This is a genomic window from Metabacillus herbersteinensis (genome assembly GCF_042433335.1).
GTDB lineage: Bacteria > Bacillota > Bacilli > Bacillales > Bacillaceae > Metabacillus > Metabacillus herbersteinensis.
The window spans coordinates 99,950-121,687 of record NZ_JBHLVO010000003.1 but is presented as its reverse complement, the minus strand read 5'-3'; the positions used below and the strand labels follow the sequence as shown (position 1 = coordinate 121,687).

The following is a 21,738-nucleotide window of genomic DNA, read 5'->3' as shown; positions in this document are numbered from 1 at the left end:
TTTCTTGGAAAATTATCAAAGTCTTTACAATTACATAAATGCGCAAACTACTTGATCTAAATATGAGACAGAATAAGTGGATGATTTCTTTCTCTAAGCCCGAAGATTTCAATTCTTCTTTTTAAGAAGGACTGCGTTTGATATGATGGACTTACTAAGAATTGAAGGAGAGAGACGGATGACAGAACAATTTTTTTTATACGATGACATGGTTGATACAAAGGCTCGATTCGTTAGCTTCATGGGTGAAAACCAGCGCTTCGATTTAGCAATTATGCAAACCGATCGATACTTCGGAAAACAGATTGTACTTGATATTCAGAGCAGTCGCTTTGCAATTATTGGTGAGGATGATTTAAAAGAGCCTGGGTATCTTGAATATGCGTTTAAATTAAATGAGGAAGATGCAGAAGAATTACGTGACTTTTTATACCAGCTTGTTTAATGAATACATCTCCTGCTAAAACAAAACAATAAACTTAAAAAAAGCAGGTGGTTCAAGATGGACGATAAAGAAAAAGAAACGTACACAGATTTTTCAAATGTTGAAGCAATGAGAAATTTCCTTGCACCAGAAATCACACCTGAAGGACCTTACGGTGCACCCGGTGGAGAAACCGAACCAGTCCAAAACAAAGGGACGCCTTGGAAGGAAGGCCAACGCTATTACAGCGCCTTCAATTACGAATTTAAATCGTTGCATCAAAACCTTCCAAGACAGGATCCAGGTGCACACCCAACCCATGACGATCCTAATAAAAATGAAGAACCACCTTATACGAGTAAATAATCGATCCAAAGCAACAAAAAACGGCAATGGAAACCCACCCATGCCGTTTATTTACTATTTTTTAATTTTCTTCAAAACAAAGTATGCGCAACCAAAATTGCAATATTCATAAATATATTCATCCAACGTACTGATTTTTGTATCGTAGGTTGCTTTTTGGTTTTGATCGTCAAAAAAACCACGTAACCGTAGTTGGTTATATCCCCAATCTCCTACAATAAAATCATATTTATTAAGAATATCAGTATATCTTGCTTTAAATGCCTCTTCGTTAAAGCCTTCTTTTTCCTCTTTTATTACTTCAAAACATTGATTTTGAATGCATATCACGATGAATCACCTCATCTAATTCTTAAACTATATATACTATCATAATCGATTGTGCCTTCTCCATCAATTACTAAGAAAGTTTCAAGCGTATTTGGCAACCCTAAAGTGTGAGGGGGTGCTTCTACTTGAAAAAGGTTACACTTGCAGCTAGCGTTCTTGGTTTATCACTACTAACCGCCTGTCAACAAGGGGCTACTGGTGAAAAGGACATGTTAGAAGAAAGCGGAAATACGATTAATGTACAGGATCGAACAGATTTATACAATGATGATGGCTTAAGTAATGGTAATGATAAACAAACAGCTAACTTTGGGTATGTGAGACACCAAAAAAGCGGGGTCGCTCGTGATGTTGCCTTTACACGTACACCGGCAATTGACCGCGAACAAGCTGCAAACATGATTAGCAGCTTATGTGTACAACTACCAAATGTTAATGATATAGCGACGTTAGTAACAGATGAAGAAGTTTTGGTTGCTTATGAAACAGATGCAGAAAATAAAGATGCAATGGCAGATATGGTTAAGAAAACGGCTATCTCTGTTATCCCTAGATATTACCACGTTTATGTAAGTGATGATCAGACAATGATTTCACAAATCGAATCTTATAGCCGTTTGGATTCAAACAGTCGAGACATTGATGAAATCATTAACACAACAATCAAAGACATGCTTAAGTCTCCACAAGGTAGAAAATTAAATACAGGGGAAAATGCAAACGGTGAAGGGTATGGTGAAATGAATGAAGAGCTAGACCAAGATATGAAAGATCAATATGAAAAAACACGTTACAACAAGGAAGATAAAAAGTAAAATTTTCACCATAAAAACAAGAGAAGGCATCAAACCTTCTCTTGTTGTATTAAGCTTGTGCTTGACGTTGTTTAGCTGCAGCATTAACTTGTTCATCAGCATGATAAGATGAACGTACTAATGGGCCAGCTTCACAGTGATTAAAGCCTTTAGACATTGCAATTTCTCGTAACTCTGCAAATTCATCTGGATGGTAATATTTCTGAACCTTTAAATGTTTTTTAGACGGTTGTAAATACTGTCCAATTGTCATAATGTCTACATTGTTTGCACGTAGATCGTCCATCGTTTCAACAATTTCTTCTTTTGTCTCACCCAAGCCGATCATAAGACTTGATTTTGTTGGAATCTCTGGCTGCATTTCTTTTGCACGACGAAGGAACTCTAGAGAACGCTCGTATGTTGCACGCGCACGAACTCTTGGTGTTAAGCGGCGAGTTGTCTCAATGTTGTGATTAAGTATATCTGGTTTAGCATCCATTAATGTTTTTAGGTTTTCCTCTATACCGCCCATATCGGATGGTAACACTTCTATGGATGTAAACGGGCTTTTACGACGAATTGCACGAACGGTTTCAGCGAATATTGCCGCTCCGCCATCCTTCTGATCATCCCTTGCAACCGCTGTAATGACAGCATGCTTTAAATTCATTAACGCAACGGAATCAGCAACTCTCTCTGGTTCTTGCAAGTCAAGCTCTGTAGGTAGACCAGTTTTAACAGCACAAAATCTACACGCACGCGTACAAGTGTCACCAAGAATCATGAATGTTGCCGTTCTACGTACTGCCCAACACTCGTGAATATTCGGACATTTAGCTTCTTCGCAAACAGTATGAAGATTCTTTTCACGCATTAATTTTTTTAAGCCAGTGTAATTTTCATTTGTATTCAGTTTTATTTTTAGCCAATCAGGCTTGCGTAAATGTTCTTCTTTTTTTGCCATTTGATTCAACTCCAGTAATAATCTTAAGGTTCATTAGATTTATCGAAATCCAAAGCTTCCTATAAAAAAGCTTCGACATAGTATTTATATCATTTTTCACTTTAACATACGAGAAGATGTCGGACAAGGAAAAGGATTTTATCAATTTCTAAGATTTGCTATTAATGAAATGCTGAGCTTACACCAAACTATAAATATGAACATGGTTGAAAGGAGCTCATTAACGTGCGAAAAGTATTTATCATTATGATCTTTTCCCTGATATTGAATACGGCGGCTCAGGATACATTTGGAGCTGAGCTGGACAAAAATGAAGAATATCAACAGCGGATGAGCTTGTACAAAAAGGTCGAAACTGTTACAAATATTCCTTGGTATGTTTTAGCAGCTGTTGATCAATATGAGAGAAATGTACGTCATTCAAGAAAAGATATACCAAAAGCAGATGGGTTAATTGAAATTTATGTAAAGCCTGAAGTGTGGGCAGGTCCATTGAATCCAAATCTTAATGATAACAATCCTCTGAGTATCGGTTTGTTTGGAGGTATTGGAGTAGATGGTAATGGCGATGGTCTCGCAAACCAAAAAGATGACGAGGATATCTTATTTACGTTTGCTAACTACCTGATGTCTTACGGAGCTGATGTTGACAATATAAAAATTGGTTTGTGGGACTTTTATCAACGAGATAAAACGGTCGGGATCATTATGGGTCATATGAAGTTATATAAAAACTATGACCGATTAAATTTAGATGACCATGCCTTCCCAGTACCACTTAGATCAAATTTCAGTTATAAAAACACATGGGGTGACGCTCGAGGCTGGGGTGGGCGTAGAATTCATGAAGGTACTGATATTTTTGCTAGTTATGGTGTGCCAGTTCGCTCGACTTGCTATGGTGTTATAGAGATGAAGGGCTGGAATCGATTCGGAGGCTGGAGAGTTGGCATACGAGATCTCGACAACATGTATCACTACTTCGCCCATCTTAATGGTTTTGCAGATGGCCTGCAAGCAGGACAGATTGTTGAACCTGGACAAATCATCGGCTCTGTCGGAAGCTCAGGATATGGTCCTCCTGGAACTGCAGGGAAGTTCCCACCACATTTGCATTATGGACTCTATAAAGACAACGGACGAACAGAATGGTCCTTTGATTCATATCCACACTTGAAATCATGGGAACGTGCAGATCGACAGAAGAACAGAAAAAAATAACCGGCGAATAAATTCGCCGGCCTTCTTTATTTATTTGCTTTTGCCTTAACTACTGCATTTGCAATGCTAGCAGCTAAGCCTCCCCAGATGATAACAATACCAACAATCATCATTGTAATTGCTCCACCACTCATTATGAGACCCCCTTGCCAGTAGAAGTTGAGGATACTACGTCAGTTTTCGAACGCTTCATCGAGAATAGGATTCCAACGAAAAGTGCACCGAATGCAATGGTCCAACCCCAATTGAATAGGAATTCTCTTGGATACTCACCATACTCACTAGTTAAGTTTGTTCTTAAGTTATCAAACATCATGTAGCCTAGTACGACCGGTGTAATAACACCTAAACAAATTCTCCACCACGCACCTAGTTGAATATCTGATAATCCGTTAGCATGAGCTTGAAGGTTCTTCAGTTCCTTTGCAAACCATGCAACAGCTAGAACTGATACAAAACCAGCTAACGTAACACCAAATGTGTTGATAAAATAGTCTACTGAGTCAAGGAAATATAGTCCACCTTGTGTAGCAAAGATTAAAGATAAAATTGCTGAAAGTCCGCCACCAAAAATAATTGATTTTGTTCTTGAAATGCCGAATTTCTCTTGAACTCCAGCAACAAATGTTTCAACTATTGAAATAAGTGAAGTTAAGCCTGCTAAGATAAGTGATCCAAAGAATAAGAAGCCGAATAATTCATTAAATGCAGGGAATTCGTTAATGATTTGCGGGAAAACAACAAATGCTAATCCTACACCTGCAGATACTACTTCTTCGACCGGAACACCTTGCTGCTTAGCCATGAATCCTAGAACACTAAATACACCAATACCTGCTAAAACTTCAAAGGCAGAGTTACCAAAACCTGTAATAAAGGCATTGTTTGTAATATCTGATTTTTTTGGTAGATAACTAGAATAAGTAACCATAATAACAAAAGCAATTGATAAACTAAAAAAGATTTGTCCGTAAGCTGCTACCCATACAGAGCCATCAAGGATCTTACTCCAATCCGGTTTAAAGAATGCCTCTAATCCTAATAAAGCGCCATCTAAGGTAAGTGCTCTAATACAAATAATCGTGAAAATAACAACTAATGTTGGAATAAAAATTTTGTTGGCGATTTCAATTCCCTTTTTAACTCCTGCAAATAAGACTCCTAAAGTCACAACCCATACAATGATTAACGGAATTAATACACCTGGTACTAAACTTCCGAAATCTCCTGGGGTTTCAGCTAGCTTTAAATGTTCCCCATACAAGAAACCTTCTGGGTCATCACCCCATGCTAGACTAAATGAAAAGACTGAGTAAGACATTGCCCAAGCGATAATGACTGCATAATAAGTAGAAATAACAAATGCAATGGTTACTTGCCACCAACCAATCCATGATTTTCCTTGACCTAGTCGGCCGTATGATGTAGGTGCTGATCCACGATACTTATGACCTATCGTAAATTCCATGATTAGAAGAGGAATACCAGCAGTCAATAAAGCAAATAAATACGGTAAGAAAAATGCTCCTCCTCCATTTTCATATGCTGTTGCTGGGAACCTCCAAATATTACCTAAACCTACTGCGGAGCCAACAGCCGCTAAAATAAAGCCTGCCCTTGTACCCCACTGCGGACGATTTTCCATATCTTTCTACCCCTTTCTTATTCTCTCTTTTTAAAAATGAGAACAATTGGAAATTAGCTAATCTTCTGACTATTCAAATCTATACATAGTATATACGGACATAATGCCTATGTCAAAATAAAATTAAAAATAATACTATATTAAAATGTTATTTAAAGAACAAAAAAATGACACCATAGTTGGTATCACGCTGGTAAAATAAGGTTTTACATATAATCTCACACACTTTAAAACGTTAACATGGTAATGAAGGATAATATTATAGAGACGTTTTTCAACATCTTTTCTCTTTCCTCACTCCTCTTATATCGATTATTGTACCTAGTTTTTTAAATAGAGAGTGAATAAATTGTAACTATTTATTTTAAAAAAAAAGAAAAAAACAAAGGCAGCATTGCCTCTGTTTCTTAGTTCCTGATCAATTTATTGTTTCTGCTTACATAAAAAAATACAAATGCCCCTAAAATTAGAATCACGGCAATAAACCCTAAAATTGCACTCCCAGTTAACCCTAAAATCAAGTATCCAATTGCACCAATTCCACCACCGACTAACGCATAAGGCAGCTGTGTCATCACGTGGTCAATATGATGACTTCCTGCCCCTGTAGAGGAAAGGATGGTTGTATCTGAAATTGGTGAACAATGATCACCTAGAACAGCTCCTGCAAGAACTGCGGCCATTGCAGGTAATAACAAATTTATATCCGTTGCAGCTGTTATTTCTCCCGCGATTGGAAGCATGATCCCGAAAGTTCCCCAAGATGTACCTGTTGCAAATGCCATTGCAGAACCTAACAAAAATAAAATAACTGGTAAAAATGCAACATTTAAGTTTGATCTTTCAACCAGACTAGCTAAATATTCCCCTGTTTCTAGTTGACCAATTAGATCAACAATTACCCATGCAAGCATTAATATATAAATCGCAGGAAGCATTGATTTTATACCTTCCAAAATTCCTTTAGGCAAGTAGCTAGCACTAATACCCTTGCTAAAGTATAAAATGAAGGTTACAGCTAATCCGAACAAACCACCGTATAATAGAGACGCAGACACATCAGTATTTTCAAAAATAGCGAAAATGTCTACAGCTGCTCCTACTTCAATTGCAGTGTAGCCTGTCCACAAAAATGCACCGACTGTTCCCACAATCAGTGACACAATTGGCCACACAAGGTTAGCAACTGTCCCTTTGTCACTTGTAGGGAGATCTTCTTTTACATCACCTAGAGGCTCCTTTGAAGGATCGACTACCTCACCCGTTTTAATAGCACGCTCTTCATGAACCTTCATACTGCCTAGGTTAATATTAAAGTATGCTGTTGCGAACACGAGCAACAGTGCTGCTAACACATAATAATTCATTGGTATCATTGCCACAAACGCCGATAATGGTGTGTACTCTGTTACACCATGTGTAGCTAAAATTGTACCAATCATTGCGATAATATACGCTCCCCAGCTTGAAATTGGAGAAATCACACAAACTGGAGCTGATGTTGAATCAATAATATACGCTAATTTGGCACGTGATACGCGTTGACGATCTGTGATTGGACGACTAACTTGACCTACTGCCAGGGCATTAAAATAATCATCGATAAAAATTAAGACTCCAAGTAATGCCGCTGTGAATTGTGCGCCTGCACGTGTTTTTACACGTTTCTCAGCCCATTGCCCAAAAGCTCGGCTGCCTCCAGAAATTGAAATGAGTGCCGTTACAATGCCTAAAATAATTAAGAATAGCAGGATATAAACATTCCATGTATTGAGTGCACCATCTGAAATAAAGATGGCCTTAAACGCACCAAAAATTGTCCAAAATGTGTTTTCACCTGAAAAATTAGTTAACAGAAGTGCTGCTGATAAAATTCCAACGCCAAGAGACAATAAAACTCTTCTCGTTAAAATAACCATCAAAATTGCAATAATGGGGGGAATTATAGAAAAAAGAGTGCCTTCCATGAGAAACCTCCTAAGATTTTTTTGAGGGCACTACTTCGCGAGTGGATAAAAACATTGAAAAAAAACGCAAAATAAAAAAGAGTATGATAGAAAATAACTATCATTACTCCCCCTATAAGATGTAATGTTATGTTATCCTCCATCCCGATCAGTAGCGCTCCACCATAGATAGTATCTATAATGACAGTATTACCCTTATTCAGTGCAATACCAGCAAACGGAGCTCCGACATTCTCCATTTACTTCGGCGAAAAATCCTTTTTCTTATGATCACAGTTGTCATCCTCACATAAGATACTCATATTTCCCGCTCCTCTACCTCATCTAGAGATAAGGTGGTAGTACGATCAAATTATATTAAGAAATTATATCAAAGTTTTATTCTTCCATCAACTAGGGTTTTTCTGGTAGTTGGATCGATGGTGAACTATCGTTACTTTCATTAAAGTAGAGAGGAACATCCCCTCTTATATTATCTTTAATTACAGGAATAGTGTTATGAATTGTTGCTCGCTCTGTTGCGAAAGGTAATATGATTTGAACTGTTACTTCTGTGTAAATTGAGATTTCATATATAGCATTATTTATTCCATACTCTGTAATTTTGTATTTTGGATCAGTATGGACGTCACCGATTAGATAAAAGCGAATAGGTATTTTCGGCCCTAATGTACTTAACAGAGCATTACCAGTTGCTCTTCCTAAAGGTATATCATAGATAATTCCTGAGTTTTCTTTTATATCCTTTTTCGGTTCTCCTGGATCTGAAGTATTAAAGTTGCCCATTTCTACTTCTTCTAACTTTTTTGTAATATTGTCTGTTACCCTTCTTAGAGCTTTATTTACTACTCTTGTGTTATATCTAGTGGAATTAATATTACCATCATTGTCTTTATCCTCAATATATAAGCTTGCAGCTTCTTCGTCTGTAAAAAGCTCTCCTTCTACTGCTTCTTGAATAATAAGTGTAGCAATAGATGTAGCCTCAAGTTCAGCAATACTCATTAAAGTGGGTTCTATTTGCTCCTCTATATACCACAGTCCCCCAACAGTCATAAATATAAAAATCACCAACGAAAGTAACAGCACATATCGAAAAGGCAAGGGCCCTCTTTTTGGAGGACGTCCACGAAATTTAGCCAAACAAATCCCTCCTTACAAGCTATACTTATGCATGCAAGGAGGGATGTACGCTCTTAATTTAATTCTAAGTTTAAATTTTTTTATAGTAACCGAAATTACACCATTTTTAACATTGCGTCTCTTCCAATGGTTCCAACTGTAATTCCATACTTTTCAGCTTCATATGTGACCGATTCTAACGGTGCGTCAAGCAATTGTTCAATTGTTCTTACGCCAACTGCTCTTCCTGCGATGATACCTCGATCTTTTAATTTTTCATTTAATAATCCAACATCCAATGCACCACACATAATGTAACCTTTGTCATTTGTGACAGCCATAAAATTTGTTTTCGGCAGTGCTACAGTAATAGCGGTAAACTGTTGATCTTCAATGATAATTGGGGTCATTGTCACCATAATCTTCTACACTCCCTTCATATAATCACATTATGAATGCAGGCGAAAATCGTGTGGACAAATACCTATTCATTATAGGGTATTTTCCTTAATTTCCATGCTAAAAGATCACGTAACATTTCAGGCATATAATACGTTTTCTTTTTTGCGTGACTTATCTCTGGATATAATGGACCCAGTGTAAACATATCAACTGTTGCGACGCTGTAGATCCGATCTAAATCTATGGGCTCTCCATTTACAATAATCTTATTAACATGCTCTTTGCCATCAGAAAGAGTAACAGTACTCACTTCGATTCCATCAAAAACCATTCTACCCATGACCTTCCCACGGAACCCAAGACCTTTTAATTGGAGGGCTTCCATCCGTTTTTCACGTGATTGGATGATAACTTCTTGAAGCACGTCACCTTTTATTTCAACTTTGCAAGGATTAATAGGATGTGGGCAGATGCGGTGAAGGTCCTTTTTTGTTACAACTCCGCTTTTTAGAGGCTCTAGAAGCATTCCGGCGTTTACCATTGAAACCTCGCCTTCACACCACTCTCTGATCGCACTAGCCATTAGGGAAGGAAAAGCTGAATCCTGAAACCAATCAAGTGACAGATCTTCATGTAGAACAACTACAGGCTCTGATAAAAGCTCTTCACTTTTTTGATATTGAGTAGCTAGCCATACCTCTGTTTCCTTACAGGTTTCTTCACGTTCCATTGAATGAAGCATTGCCGTTTTTGATACCAATAACTTTTCTTGAGCGTGAAAGTCCAACTTTACATGCCCTACATACTGCCCATACTTTCCCGCACCGGCCAATAAAGTCTGGTTGATTTCTTTTCCATTCTCTAAAACATGATGTGTGTGCCCACCTAGAATAAGTTGGATATCCAGGAATTCTTGAGCGATAATTTCATCGTCACTAATTCCAAGGTGAGACAGTAAAACAATAATGTCTGCTTTATCTTTTACTTGGTTAACCGTATGTACTAAGCTTTGAAAAGGATCTGTCACCTTCCAACCAAGCAGCTTATAAAACTTTTCATAAAATACCGTTACTCCTAGCAAACACAGTTTCATGCCATTTTTCAGTTGAATGAAATGATACGGTGTTACCCACTCCGGACGTTCATTAAATTCATTATAAATATTTGACAAAACAACCGGAAAGTCAGCTCTTTTGTAAAGAGCGTCTAAGTCTTCATGGGAAAAAGTAATCCCTTCGTTATTACCAATTGTCACAGCATCATATTGAAGATCATTTAACATATCTACATTGGCTTGACCTTTTGTTGCTTCAGTTATTAAGTGAAATCGATCTGCATGATCGCCAATGTCCACAAGAATCATCTGTTCCCCATTCTGCTCATGTTCTTGTCTTTTCTTTTTTATAAACTGGGCAGTTTGAGGCCAATTTTCGAAGTGGCTGTGCAAATCATTCGTATGATAAAGATGAATGGTCTCAAGCACGTAAGTTTCTCTCCCTTTTATATTGAATGGGTCAGACCAAGTTCTTAACTGTCACTGAAAAAATCCAACTGTCTTGGAGCTAGTCCTTCATATTTAATTCCAAATAGTTGAAGCATTTGCTTTGCATTATCTGCTGCATCTCCACCAGAGTTGTTATTAAACAACATATAGAGTAAATCTGTATTCTTTGCGAGTTTACTACAATGCTCCTGCCATTCTAGTAATTCTTCTTTATTGTAACGATAAAGATATCGAACCTCTCTCCAGTCAGTTCCACTTGCAGGCTTCTTCCAGCCGTGAACATTCCTGCCATGCATTCTAATTAGTGTTTTTTGTGAGTTTGTAGGATGAAGTACAGTAGGAACTGAACCTAAACCAGCTTGCGGTTCATCACAAATACTATGAATCCAATTTTCACTTTCCATAAATGTTAAGGTTTTATCATAAAAGTTAGAATTAAACCATGATTGATGACGAAACTCTAAAGCGATAGGATTGTCTTCCATTTGTTCTTTACACCATTTAAGATAATCGACGTTCTCTTTTTTGCAATCAAACCAAGGTGGAAATTGAAATAAGACCATAGCTAATTTATTCTCATCCTTATAAGGCATTATTGATTGGTTAAACGCTACAAACATCTCTTCTTTACTTTGGAATGGAATGTCACCACGTTGATGTCCTGTCATCCCTTGGTAGGCTTTCACTATAAATTCAAAGGTTGCTGGTGTATCCTTTACCCACTTTTCAGCATTTCTCAATGGCTGAATCGCGTAAAAGCTCGAATCGACTTCAACTACCGGGAAATGCCCAGCATATTCTTTTAATTTGTTTGAAGGTGAAGTCCCAGAAGAGTAGAGCGAATCATGATCTCCCCATCCAGTTAGACCAATTTGAATTTTGCTCAGGCGTCTTCCCCCCCATTGCTATCTACATTCATTCTTATTCTTGTATGATACTATATTGTAGTGTTTTTTCGAAGATAGAAGAGATTTTTTGTTTGAATTTGTTAGTAGTAGCTAGACTCATCCATTATCTAAGAATATACAAACACAAAAACGAGTGAATTATGTTACTAATACACTCGTTTTTGTGTTTGTTTTTTTCTTTTACTAATCAATTTAGTCTCTGCGATTGGTTAATAAGTGAGTGTTAATAATAATATTCCTAATCCACTGATTTTTCATAAACTTTTATAGATCCGCCACCAACTCCATATGCTTGAGTTGAATGGAGTCCAACCATATTTTTCATAATAGCCTTCCAAATCTGTTGTTAAATAAAGTTTTTTAAATCCTTTACTAGCTGTTTCTTGAATAGCGTGTTCAAGTAGGCGGGAACCAATTCTTTTCCCTCTATGTTCTGGATCAACATATAAACAAGCAAGCCACGGGTACAAGTCCTGACGACTATTAAGATCGTTCCTAATTAAAGCATATGTACCAATAATAGCTTCATTTAATAGAGCAATATAAAACCTTGGTATTTCATCCTTTGTTTTACAAGAGTGGTCCATACAATCTCGATAAAACGTGTAGTTCTGTTCGTTTCCCCGTTGTTCCCAAAAAATCCTAACTGCTTCATTAAATAAATCGGGCTTTTGCTGTATTTCTACCATCTCCAAACAATATCCCTCCCTTTATAAATCATTCTTGGTCATGCATTATTTTCCCTTCTTTTTCAGAAACACAGTCCCTTTTCTTTATGAAAAAAACGGGCTGACAGTTGAATGTCAGCCCGTTTTATATTTATCCGATTGAACCTTCCATCTCAAACTTAATGAGACGGTTCATTTCAACTGCGTATTCCATTGGTAATTCTTTTGTAAACGGCTCGATGAAGCCCATTACGATCATTTCAGTTGCTTCTTCTTGAGAGATACCACGGCTCATTAGATAGAATAACTGTTCTTCAGAAACTTTTGATACCTTTGCTTCATGCTCAAGTGAGATATTGTCATTTAAGATCTCATTGTATGGAATTGTATCGGATGTAGACTGATTATCCATAATTAGCGTGTCACATTCGATGTTTGATCTAGCTCCGTCTGCTTTACGTCCAAAATGAACGATTCCACGGTAGGTAACTTTACCACCTTGTTTAGAGATGGATTTAGAGACAATTGTCGAAGAAGTATTTGGTGCTAAGTGAATCATTTTTGCACCTGCATCTTGGTGTTGACCTTTACCAGCAATCGCAATTGATAAAGTCATTCCACGTGCGCCTTCACCTTTTAAGATAACAGCTGGATATTTCATCGTTAGTTTAGAACCGATGTTTCCATCAATCCATTCCATTGTTGCATTTGCTTCAGCAACTGCACGCTTTGTTACAAGGTTAAATACGTTATTTGCCCAGTTTTGAATCGTTGTGTAGCGGCAATAGCCACCCTTTTTCACAATAATTTCAACAACAGCACTGTGAAGTGAGTTCGTTGTGTAAACTGGTGCTGTACAACCTTCTACATAATGTACATGTGCCCCTTCATCAACAATGATTAGCGTACGTTCGAATTGACCCATGTTTTCCGAGTTAATACGGAAATAAGCTTGTAGTGGTGTATCAACTTTGATACCTGGTGGCACATAGATAAATGATCCACCAGACCAAACAGCTGAGTTTAATGCAGAGAACTTATTATCAGTTGGAGGAATTGTTTTTCCAAAATGCTCGCGGAAAATATCTTCATTTTCTTTTAATGCTGTGTCAGTATCTTTAAATACAATTCCAAGATCCTGAAGTTCTTGTTTCATATTATGATAAACAACCTCTGACTCATACTGCGCAGACACACCAGCCAAATACTTTTGCTCCGCTTCTGGAATTCCTAGTTTATCAAACGTTTGTTTAATTTCCTCAGGAACTTCATCCCATGAACGCTCAGACTTTTCAGATGGTTTTACATAATACGTAATTTCATCAAAACTCAATGAAGCCATGTCTCCGCCCCATTGTGGCATTGGCATGTTGTAGAAATGCTCCAGTGATTTTAAACGGAAGTCCAGCATCCATTGTGGTTCGGATTTCATACGAGAAATCTCTTCTACGATTTCTTTTGTTAATCCCCGTTTTGAGCGGAAAATTGAAACGTCTTTATCAGAGAACCCATATTTATAATCTCCAATTTCGGGCATCTTTTTAGCCATCCGTACTCACTCCATTCCTTTTAAGATGTGAGGTTAACCTCATTTGTTTTCATTGCTAATTCCCTTTTCCATGGCCTTCCAAGCTAGGGTTGCACATTTGATCCGAGCCGGGAATTTAGCAACACCTTGAAGCGCCTCTATATCACCGAGATCTATATCATCAGCATATTCTTTTCCGAGCATCATGTCCGAGAAAATTTGTGAAAGTTTTAACGCATTATCAATTGGTTGACCTTTGATAGCATGTGTCATCATTGATGCAGATGACATAGAGATTGAACAGCCTTCACCATCAAACTTAGCATCAACGACTTTGCCATCCTCAATTTTTAGCGTTAAGTGTATACGGTCTCCGCAGGTCGGATTATTCATATCAATTGTTAAACTATCCTCGAGTGTACCTTTATTACGAGGATTTTTATAGTGATCCATGATTACTTGTCTGTATAGTGTATCAAGATTAACATTAGAAGACATTGCTAAAGTACTCCTTCGTTTTAATGATTCCTGCTACAAGCTTATCAACTTCCTCCTCTGTATTATAGAGGTAAAAACTTGCTCTAGCTGTAGCTGAAACATTAAGCCATTTCATTAAGGGTTGTGCACAATGATGCCCTGCACGAACAGCAATTCCCTCAGCATCAAGTACAGTTGAGAGATCATGCGGATGAACATCTTCAATGTTGAAGGTGACCAACCCAGCTCGATTTTTCGGACCATAAATTGTGATGCCTTCAATTTGACTCATCTTGTCTAAAGCATATGACGCCAATTCGTGTTCATACTTTTCGATAGTGTCCAAGCCGATATCCTCTAGAAAATCAATCGCTGCTCCAAGTCCAATTGCTCCAGCAATGATCGGAGTACCTGCTTCAAATTTCCAAGGTAGCTCTTTCCATGTTGATTCGTACAAGCCTACGAAATCAATCATTTCTCCACCAAATTCGACCGGTTCCATCTTTTCGAGATGCTCTTTCTTTCCATATAGTACCCCTATACCCGTTGGACCACACATTTTATGGGCTGAAAAAGCAAAGAAGTCACAGTCCAAATCCTGTACATCAACCTTCATGTGAGGCGCAGCTTGGGCACCATCAACCACCATAATCGCACCATTTTTGTGGGCAATTTTCGTGATTTCTTTAATTGGATTGATTGTACCGAGTACATTTGAAACCTGCATCACTGAAACAATTTTCGTATTCGATGTCACGGTAGCTTCAACGTCTTGAAGGTTAATCGTTCCATCTTCTTGAAGCGGAATATATTTTAAAGTCGCTCCTGTAGACTTTGCAACCTGTTGCCAAGGAATCACATTTGCATGATGCTCCATATAAGTAATTACAATTTCATCACCTTCGTGGAGATTAGCTGTTCCGTAGCTTTGGGCGACTATATTTAATGCAGTTGTTGCACCACGAGTAAAAATCACTTCTTGTGTTGATTTTGCATTAATAAATCTACGTACTTTTTCACGAGCTCCTTCATATCCATCTGTTGCTTTCGTTCCTAGTGTATGAACGCCACGATGAACATTAGAATTGTACTCATGATAATACTTCGATAAGGCTTCAATTACTTGTAGTGGTTTTTGAGATGTTGCGGCACTGTCTAGATAAACAAGATCTCTTCCATTCACCTGCTGATCAAGAATCGGAAACTGCTTACGAATATCGTGGATATTCATTACTTAACTTTCCTTTCAATAACCTCTACCAACTGATTTCTTACTCCTTCAATAGGTAGTTTATTTACGACAGGTGCTAAGAAGCCATGGATAACTAAACGTTCTGCTTCTGTTTTTGGAATTCCGCGACTCATTAGGTAGTAAAGTTGAAGTGGGTCCACACGCCCAACAGATGCAGCATGACCAGCTGTAACATCATCCTCATCAATTAAAAGAATCGGATTTGCATCACCACGTGCTTTTTCACTTAACATGAGTACACGTGACTCTTGTACAGCATTTGATTTTGTTGCGCCATGTTCAATTTTTCCAATACCGTTAAAAATTGATGATGCACTGTCTTTCATAACGCCATGTTTAAGGATAAATCCTTCTGAATTCTTACCAAAATGAACGACACTAGTTGTAAAGTTTTGTTTTTGTTCGCCACGGCCGACAACAACTGTTTTCGTGTCGCCAATTGATCCATCGCCCATTAAATTTGTGATGTTTTCTGAGATTGTATCTCCATCATTCATTAGACCTAATGCCCACTCAAGGCCTGCGTCACGACCAACAACTCCACGTCGGTTCACATACGTTGTTACTCCTTTTGCTAACGTATCAACAGCACCATACGTTACTTTAGCGTTGTTACCAACAATTACTTCAGACACTATGTTAAATACAGCATCATCTGGATTTACAGTTGAAATATAGTTCTCAACATAAGTGACAGAACTATTATCTTCTGCAACAACAATCACGTGGTTAAAAAGTGTTGTATCAGCGTTGTCATGCACGAAAACTGCTTGAAGTGGTACCTCTACTACTACATTTTTTGGTACATAAACAAAGATTCCACCATTGACCAGTGCAGCATGTAAAGCAGTTAAGCGATGCTCATCTACTTTAACGCCTTCTGTCATGAAATACTTTTTCAATAACTCACCATGTTCACGAGATGCCGAATGAATATCTGTGAAAATAACACCTTTAGCAGCTAAATCTTTCGATAAAGAAGTATAAGCCGCCGTCGTGTTAAGTTGCACATATAAATTTTTATTTTTATCTTCTAAGTCAATAAGTGCTTTCACATCTTGATGTAAGTTATCTAGAGATGACAGCTTGTCATTTTTTACAGTATGCTGTTTGAAATTTGTAAAATTCCATTTATCAATCTTTGTTTTATCAGGTCTAGGCATCGGTAGGTCTTCAACCTTCGCAAGAGCTTGTAAGCGAAGATCTCGAAGCCAGTCCGGTTCACCAAGCTCGTTTGAAAAGCTTGTGACATAGTCCTGATTAATTGGTAATTTCGTTTCCAATGTCATGTTAATCCCCCTTACGCTTCTTGCCCAACAGTTTCATCTTCAATACCTAATTCTTGTTTAATCCAGTCATATCCTTCACTCTCTAAACGCTGTGCAAGCTCAGGTCCGCCTGATTTCACAACTCGTCCTTGCATCATTACATGTACTTTATCAGGTGAAATGTAATTTAATAGACGTTGGTAATGCGTAATAATTAAGCAACCGAAGTCTTCGTTACGCATTTCATTAATCCCTTTAGAAACGACCTTCAACGCGTCAATATCAAGACCAGAGTCAATTTCATCTAATATCGCAATCTTTGGTTGGATCATCATTAATTGAAGAATTTCGTTACGTTTCTTCTCTCCACCAGAGAAACCTTCATTTAAATAACGTTGCGCCATATCAGGATCCATCTCTAATACTTCCATTGTTGAATCCATAGTGCGGATAAACTTCATTAGAGAAATTTCTTGACCTTCTTCGCGACGAGCATTGATTGCAGAGCGAAGGAAGTCAGCATTTGTTACACCAGAAATCTCACTTGGATATTGCATGCCTAAAAACAGACCAGCACGAGCGCGCTCATCCACTTCCATCTCTAAAACATTTTCCCCATCTAAAGTGATACTACCTTTTGTTACTTCGTATTTCGGATGTCCCATGATTGCTGAAGACAACGTTGACTTACCCGTACCGTTCGGCCCCATAATCGCGTGAATTTCTCCACCATTTATTTCAAGGTTTACACCCTTTAAAATCTCTTTTCCATCAATTTCTACATGTAAATCTTTAATCACTAAAGTAGAACCTGCCATTACTATACCTCCAATAAATATATGAAATTTACTAATTCTCATTTTATTCTCATTCTTATCTTATAACAAATGAAATGTGAACACAAGATATTAAGAAATCATACCCGTTTAAATGCTAATATGTAGTTTTGATACTACCCCTGTAACAACTAGCTACAATACACTGTATCATTTTAGGTAGCAGCAAGATTAAAAGTACATGTATACCCGCTTGAAATCTAATAACTCCAATTAGTTTAAACGTTTTTTCATAAAACAATCCCTACTGATAGCTTAAAATTTATTAGGAACTATTATAAAAGGAACCAATCATTGACTGGTTCCTCCTTTTTAACGTATTACTTTCCGTTCAAATTCATTGACGATCATTTGACTTTTACGGTAATCCATTTCACGACTTTTTTCTACTTCCATGCGTTTATCATGGTGTCGACTGTACTCTGCATAGCCCATTCCGTGAGTTTGGTGCATTGCCTTTTCCATTTCTGTCGTGTAATTGAGATCAAGTTTATCTTGACTACAATAAATAATGAATCATTCCTTTCAAATTTCTTCGTCTCAACAGTTACAAGTGTAACAAGATTTTAACTAACCCTCAAAGTGTGTATGCACTCATATTGGATTGTGAGCGACGATATGAACCCTTTACCCTATTTGACGATAAGTATTTACCTATTTGCTAAAAAATGCTTCATAATGCTAAAGAGTTGATGAAATCCAATAATAATTTCTGGAAAGTGCGACAAATATCTTCGTATTCTACGATAGTCACTTAATACATAAAAAAAGCGCGGGGCGCCTTGTCAGCCTTAGGCATAGCATAAGACGATTCTAAATTGAAGGCGTTCTTTGCCTTCAATTTAGAATCGTCTTATGACCTCGAGGAGCTAGGCGTGGAGCTGGACTGCGAAAAGCAGACTTAGTATCAGATTTTATTACTTATTTGTAAAAAAGAGCCCCTTAGGACTCTTTTAATTTAACTCCTTTAATTCGGTCATACATTCTAGAACGAGTGTGACGGCCTGGCTCATTGCAGCTCCACCGCCAAATGCTGCTGTAACGCCAACCGCTTCCAATATCTCTTGCTCAGACGCTCCTTGATCTAAACAGCCTTTTGTATGATAGATAATGCAATATTCATCCTGTGAAAAAATACTTATGCCCAGTGCTATTAGTTGTTTTTCTTTTTGAGAAAGTGTTCCTTCTTTGAAACAAGCTTCGGTAAATGCATTAAAATGATGAGCTAAATCTGGCATTTTTTCAGTAAACGTTCCTAATCCCATTTTATAGTCAAGTAAAGCAGCTTCTGTTGAATTTCGCGGTTCAAACTGTTCCATTTACATAAACAACTCCATTTCACCATTTTTTCAACGTTAGTATGCTTTGATTTGAAAAATGTATTCAGAAATATATAAGAAAAATAGAAAAAGCCTGTCACGAGGACAGACTCACCTTTTCACTCACCAACTGCTGAAAGAACAGATCCTTCATAGTTTGTTTTAATAAATTCTTGAATTTCTTCTGATTGAAGTACTTCAACCAATGCTTTAATTTCTTCTCTCTCTTCATCACCTTCACGAACAACTATTAAGTTTACATATGGGTTGCTTTCAGGTGACTCAAGCGCAATTGCATCTTCAGCAGGATTTAAGTCAGCATCTAATGCATAGTTACCATTAATTAATACTGCGTCTGCTTCGTCATTTTCGTACGCTTTTGTAAGCATTGCTGCTTCAATATCAGCTTGGAATTCAAGATTTTTTGGGTTTTCTTCAATATCTTCTACTGTTGCTGCTGTTTTTTCAACACCTTCTTTTAAAGTAAGAAGACCTTTTTCCTCTAATAGTGAAAGCATACGACCATGATCTGCAACCGAGTTACTCATAATGATAGTTGCTCCGTCTGGAAGATCTTCTAATGACTTATGTCGCTTAGAGTATACTCCAATTGGTTCAATGTGGACGCCACCAGCACTTACAAATTTATACCCATTATCAGCAATTTGTGAGTTAAGGTATGGCTCGTGTTGAAAATAGTTTGCATCAAGCTCATTTTCTTCAAGTGTTTTGTTTGGCAATACATAATCCGTAAACTCAACGATGTCTAGTTCAATTCCTTTTTCCTTTAAAAGTGGAGCTGCTTCCTCTAAAATATCAACGTGTGGAACTGGTGATGCCCCAATTTTTAATGTTTTACTTTCACCTTCGCCACCTGTACTATCTTCAGCGCCACCACATGCTACTAAAACTGTTGCAATGATTGCTAATAAAAATACCAATAAACTCTTTTTCATTTTCTTTTCCCCCTATCGTTTATCTAGTGATTTAGTTAATAAATCTCCAATAAATTGGATGATAAAAACAAAAATTAAAATAAGTACAGTTGCTATAATGGTTACTTGAATGTTACCACGGTTAAATCCTTCTAAGAAAGCCAAATTACCAAGTCCACCTGCACCAACAACTCCAGCCATTGCTGTGTATCCTACCGATGCAATTGCAGTCACTGTTATTCCAGATACAAGAGCTGGCATTGATTCCGGGAGAAGCACTTTCATAATGATTGTGCTTGTTTTAGCACCCATAGACCTTGCCGCTTCAATAACGCCTTTATCAATTTCACGAAGTGCAATTTCAACCATCCTTGCGTAAAAGGGTGCCGCACCGATAATTAAGGCGGGCAATGCAGCGTTTGCTCCTAAGATTGTTCCGACAACTACTTTTGTAAAAGGTATCAGTAGGATGATCAAAATGATAAATGGGATGGATCGAAAGATATTTACAACTGATGCAACAAGTCCGTTAATCATTCTGTTTTCCCATATGTTTCCCTTAGCTGTCAGGAATAATAGTAATCCTAAAATAATGCCAATAATAAAAGTGGCAACAACCGATAAAGACGTCATATAAATGGTCTCGTAAGTTGCTTCCCAGACCTTTTCCCAATTCACTTCAGGCAGAAGTTGTTCAAGCATTTAGAATCACCTCCACCTCAACCTGTTGATTTTGTATATAAGAAACTGCTCTCTCTACCTCTAGGTCATTTCCATCCATGTGAATAAACAATGTACCGTAAGAGCCACTCTGCGTTTGTGAAATCTTACCTTGTAGGATGTTTACTTCCACTTCAAAATGACGAATGATATTGGTGATTAAAGGTTGCTCAGCTGCATCTCCGACAAAAGTTAGTTGTACAACCCTTCCTTTTGGATATAGCTCCAATAAGTGTTCAACTGTTGCTTTCGTGTCTTCAGGTTCTGTTACTTGCTTAACAAATCGTTTTGTTATTGACTGTTGCGGTTTTTTGAAGACTTGAAGTACTTCGCCTTGCTCGACAACACGCCCCTCTTCCATAACAGCTACTTGGTGACAGATCTTACGAATTACATGCATTTCGTGAGTGATTAGCACAATCGTCAAACCTAGTCTTTCATTAATATCGACAAGTAGTTCTAAGATTGAATCAGTCGTTTGTGGATCAAGCGCTGAAGTAGCTTCATCACACAACAATACTTTAGGATTATTGGCTAAAGCTCTCGCAATTCCAACGCGCTGTTTTTGTCCACCACTTAGTTGAGCGGGGTAGGCATCTTCTCGTCCTTCTAAACCAACCAGCTTAATTAATTCAGCAACTCTTTTATCACGACTTTCTTTTTTCACTCCGACAATTTCGAGAGGAAAAGCGATATTTTCTCGAACTGTTCGTGACCATAGCAGGTTAAAGTGTTGAAAGATCATACTAATTTCTTGGCGAGCTTTTCGTAATTCCCGGCCACCGATTTTATCAATTCTTTGCCCAGCCACTTCTATTGAACCGCTTGTTGGTTTTTCAAGTCCGTTCAGCAAGCGAATTAATGAACTTTTACCTGCTCCACTATATCCAATGATTCCAAAGATTTCTCCTTGCTTAATATCCAAATCTACCGTATCAACTGCCTTAACATTTCCGCTTTTTGATTGATAGATCTTGACAACTTCTTTTAGTTGAATCATGTCATCACCTTCTTTCTAGTTGTTTTTAGTCCTCTCACTCTATTAGTATAAAGATTTTACAATTTTCTAAACGAAAAATGCCTTT

At 37.6% G+C, this 21,738-nt stretch carries 24 protein-coding genes and 1 riboswitch; of the genes, 4 read left to right on the top strand and 20 right to left on the bottom strand.

The window, feature by feature from the left end; translation table 11 throughout:
* The first annotated feature begins 178 nt into the window (after positions 1–178).
* Entirely contained in the window at positions 179–445 is a 267-nt protein-coding gene (locus ACFFIX_RS05595; protein WP_378931427.1) for a DUF3055 domain-containing protein, read from the top strand.
* A 57-nt stretch (positions 446–502) separates the two neighbouring features.
* A complete protein-coding gene (locus ACFFIX_RS05590; protein WP_378931425.1) occupies positions 503–790 on the top strand; it encodes a cytosolic protein in 288 nt (95 codons plus the stop codon).
* A 54-nt stretch (positions 791–844) separates the two neighbouring features.
* On the opposite strand, the gene ACFFIX_RS05585 is transcribed toward ACFFIX_RS05590, so the two are convergent.
* The gene (locus ACFFIX_RS05585; RefSeq protein WP_378931423.1) at positions 845–1,120 is read right to left on the bottom strand and encodes a YutD family protein; all 276 of its coding nucleotides are present in this window, start codon (positions 1,118–1,120) and stop codon (positions 845–847) included.
* 125 nt (positions 1,121–1,245) lie between these two features.
* Here ACFFIX_RS05585 and ACFFIX_RS05580 point away from each other — a divergent pair, with 125 nt between their 5' ends.
* Positions 1,246–1,935 (top strand): YhcN/YlaJ family sporulation lipoprotein, encoded by a 690-nt coding sequence (locus ACFFIX_RS05580; RefSeq protein ID WP_378931421.1) that lies wholly within the window; start codon positions 1,246–1,248, stop codon positions 1,933–1,935.
* Between the two features lie 49 nt (positions 1,936–1,984).
* Here the strand turns inward: ACFFIX_RS05580 and lipA are convergent, their stop codons facing one another.
* On the bottom strand, positions 1,985–2,881 hold the full coding sequence (gene lipA, locus ACFFIX_RS05575; RefSeq protein ID WP_378931419.1) for a lipoyl synthase: 897 nt from the start codon (positions 2,879–2,881) through the stop codon (positions 1,985–1,987).
* A gap of 246 nt (positions 2,882–3,127) precedes the next feature.
* Between lipA and ACFFIX_RS05570 the strand changes: the two genes are divergently transcribed.
* Positions 3,128–4,102, top strand: a complete 975-nt coding sequence (locus ACFFIX_RS05570) for a M23 family metallopeptidase (protein ID WP_378931923.1) — start codon at positions 3,128–3,130, stop codon at positions 4,100–4,102.
* Between the two features lie 26 nt (positions 4,103–4,128).
* On the opposite strand, the gene ACFFIX_RS05565 is transcribed toward ACFFIX_RS05570, so the two are convergent.
* From ACFFIX_RS05565 to ACFFIX_RS05480, 18 genes are all read right to left on the bottom strand, one after another.
* Entirely contained in the window at positions 4,129–4,236 is a 108-nt protein-coding gene (locus ACFFIX_RS05565; RefSeq protein ID WP_378931417.1) for a methionine/alanine import family NSS transporter small subunit, read from the bottom strand.
* The gene (locus ACFFIX_RS05560; protein WP_378931415.1) at positions 4,236–5,747 is read right to left on the bottom strand and encodes a sodium-dependent transporter; all 1,512 of its coding nucleotides are present in this window, start codon (positions 5,745–5,747) and stop codon (positions 4,236–4,238) included. The genes ACFFIX_RS05565 and ACFFIX_RS05560 overlap by 1 nt, the downstream gene beginning before the upstream one ends.
* 407 nt (positions 5,748–6,154) lie before the next feature.
* Positions 6,155–7,714, bottom strand: a complete 1,560-nt coding sequence (locus tag ACFFIX_RS05555) for a Na+/H+ antiporter NhaC family protein (protein WP_378931413.1) — start codon at positions 7,712–7,714, stop codon at positions 6,155–6,157.
* Positions 7,715–7,858: 144 nt separating this feature from the next.
* Positions 7,859–8,040, bottom strand: a riboswitch (Lysine riboswitch).
* A 67-nt stretch (positions 8,041–8,107) separates the two neighbouring features.
* Positions 8,108–8,857 carry a sporulation protein YunB gene (gene yunB / locus ACFFIX_RS05550; protein ID WP_378931411.1) on the bottom strand — a complete coding sequence of 250 codons (750 nt, stop codon included), beginning with the start codon at positions 8,855–8,857 and terminating at the stop codon, positions 8,108–8,110.
* A gap of 95 nt (positions 8,858–8,952) precedes the next feature.
* Positions 8,953–9,255 (bottom strand): YunC family protein, encoded by a 303-nt coding sequence (locus ACFFIX_RS05545; RefSeq protein ID WP_378931409.1) that lies wholly within the window; start codon positions 9,253–9,255, stop codon positions 8,953–8,955.
* A gap of 65 nt (positions 9,256–9,320) precedes the next feature.
* On the bottom strand, positions 9,321–10,721 hold the full coding sequence (locus ACFFIX_RS05540; RefSeq protein WP_378931407.1) for a bifunctional metallophosphatase/5'-nucleotidase: 1,401 nt from the start codon (positions 10,719–10,721) through the stop codon (positions 9,321–9,323).
* Positions 10,722–10,765: 44 nt separating this feature from the next.
* Positions 10,766–11,629: a DUF72 domain-containing protein gene (locus ACFFIX_RS05535; RefSeq protein ID WP_378931921.1), complete on the bottom strand. Its 864-nt coding sequence runs from the start codon at positions 11,627–11,629 to the stop codon at positions 10,766–10,768.
* A 275-nt stretch (positions 11,630–11,904) separates the two neighbouring features.
* On the bottom strand, positions 11,905–12,339 hold the full coding sequence (locus ACFFIX_RS05530) for a GNAT family N-acetyltransferase (RefSeq protein WP_378931919.1): 435 nt from the start codon (positions 12,337–12,339) through the stop codon (positions 11,905–11,907).
* Positions 12,340–12,469: 130 nt separating this feature from the next.
* Positions 12,470–13,867 (bottom strand): Fe-S cluster assembly protein SufB, encoded by a 1,398-nt coding sequence (gene sufB / locus ACFFIX_RS05525; protein ID WP_378931405.1) that lies wholly within the window; start codon positions 13,865–13,867, stop codon positions 12,470–12,472.
* Positions 13,868–13,906: 39 nt separating this feature from the next.
* Positions 13,907–14,344 carry a Fe-S cluster assembly sulfur transfer protein SufU gene (gene sufU, locus ACFFIX_RS05520; protein WP_378931403.1) on the bottom strand — a complete coding sequence of 146 codons (438 nt, stop codon included), beginning with the start codon at positions 14,342–14,344 and terminating at the stop codon, positions 13,907–13,909.
* Entirely contained in the window at positions 14,334–15,554 is a 1,221-nt protein-coding gene (locus ACFFIX_RS05515; RefSeq protein WP_378931401.1) for a cysteine desulfurase, read from the bottom strand. Before ACFFIX_RS05515 ends, sufU begins: the two co-directional genes overlap by 11 nt.
* On the bottom strand, positions 15,554–16,864 hold the full coding sequence (gene sufD / locus ACFFIX_RS05510; protein WP_378931399.1) for a Fe-S cluster assembly protein SufD: 1,311 nt from the start codon (positions 16,862–16,864) through the stop codon (positions 15,554–15,556). Before sufD ends, ACFFIX_RS05515 begins: the two co-directional genes overlap by 1 nt.
* Positions 16,865–16,875: 11 nt before the next feature.
* Positions 16,876–17,661 carry a Fe-S cluster assembly ATPase SufC gene (sufC, locus tag ACFFIX_RS05505; protein ID WP_378931397.1) on the bottom strand — a complete coding sequence of 262 codons (786 nt, stop codon included), beginning with the start codon at positions 17,659–17,661 and terminating at the stop codon, positions 16,876–16,878.
* Positions 17,662–17,991: 330 nt separating this feature from the next.
* Entirely contained in the window at positions 17,992–18,144 is a 153-nt protein-coding gene (locus ACFFIX_RS05500; protein ID WP_378931394.1) for a YuzK family famiily protein, read from the bottom strand.
* A 488-nt stretch (positions 18,145–18,632) separates the two neighbouring features.
* A complete protein-coding gene (locus ACFFIX_RS05495; RefSeq protein WP_378931392.1) occupies positions 18,633–18,998 on the bottom strand; it encodes a carboxymuconolactone decarboxylase family protein in 366 nt (121 codons plus the stop codon).
* Positions 18,999–19,117: 119 nt separating this feature from the next.
* Complete coding sequence (locus ACFFIX_RS05490) at positions 19,118–19,954, bottom strand: MetQ/NlpA family ABC transporter substrate-binding protein (protein WP_378931390.1); 837 nt, start codon at positions 19,952–19,954, stop codon at positions 19,118–19,120.
* A gap of 12 nt (positions 19,955–19,966) precedes the next feature.
* Positions 19,967–20,635, bottom strand: a complete 669-nt coding sequence (locus ACFFIX_RS05485) for a methionine ABC transporter permease (RefSeq protein ID WP_378931388.1) — start codon at positions 20,633–20,635, stop codon at positions 19,967–19,969.
* Entirely contained in the window at positions 20,628–21,653 is a 1,026-nt protein-coding gene (locus ACFFIX_RS05480) for a methionine ABC transporter ATP-binding protein (protein WP_378931386.1), read from the bottom strand. Before ACFFIX_RS05480 ends, ACFFIX_RS05485 begins: the two co-directional genes overlap by 8 nt.
* Between the last annotated feature and the right edge of the window lie 85 nt (positions 21,654–21,738).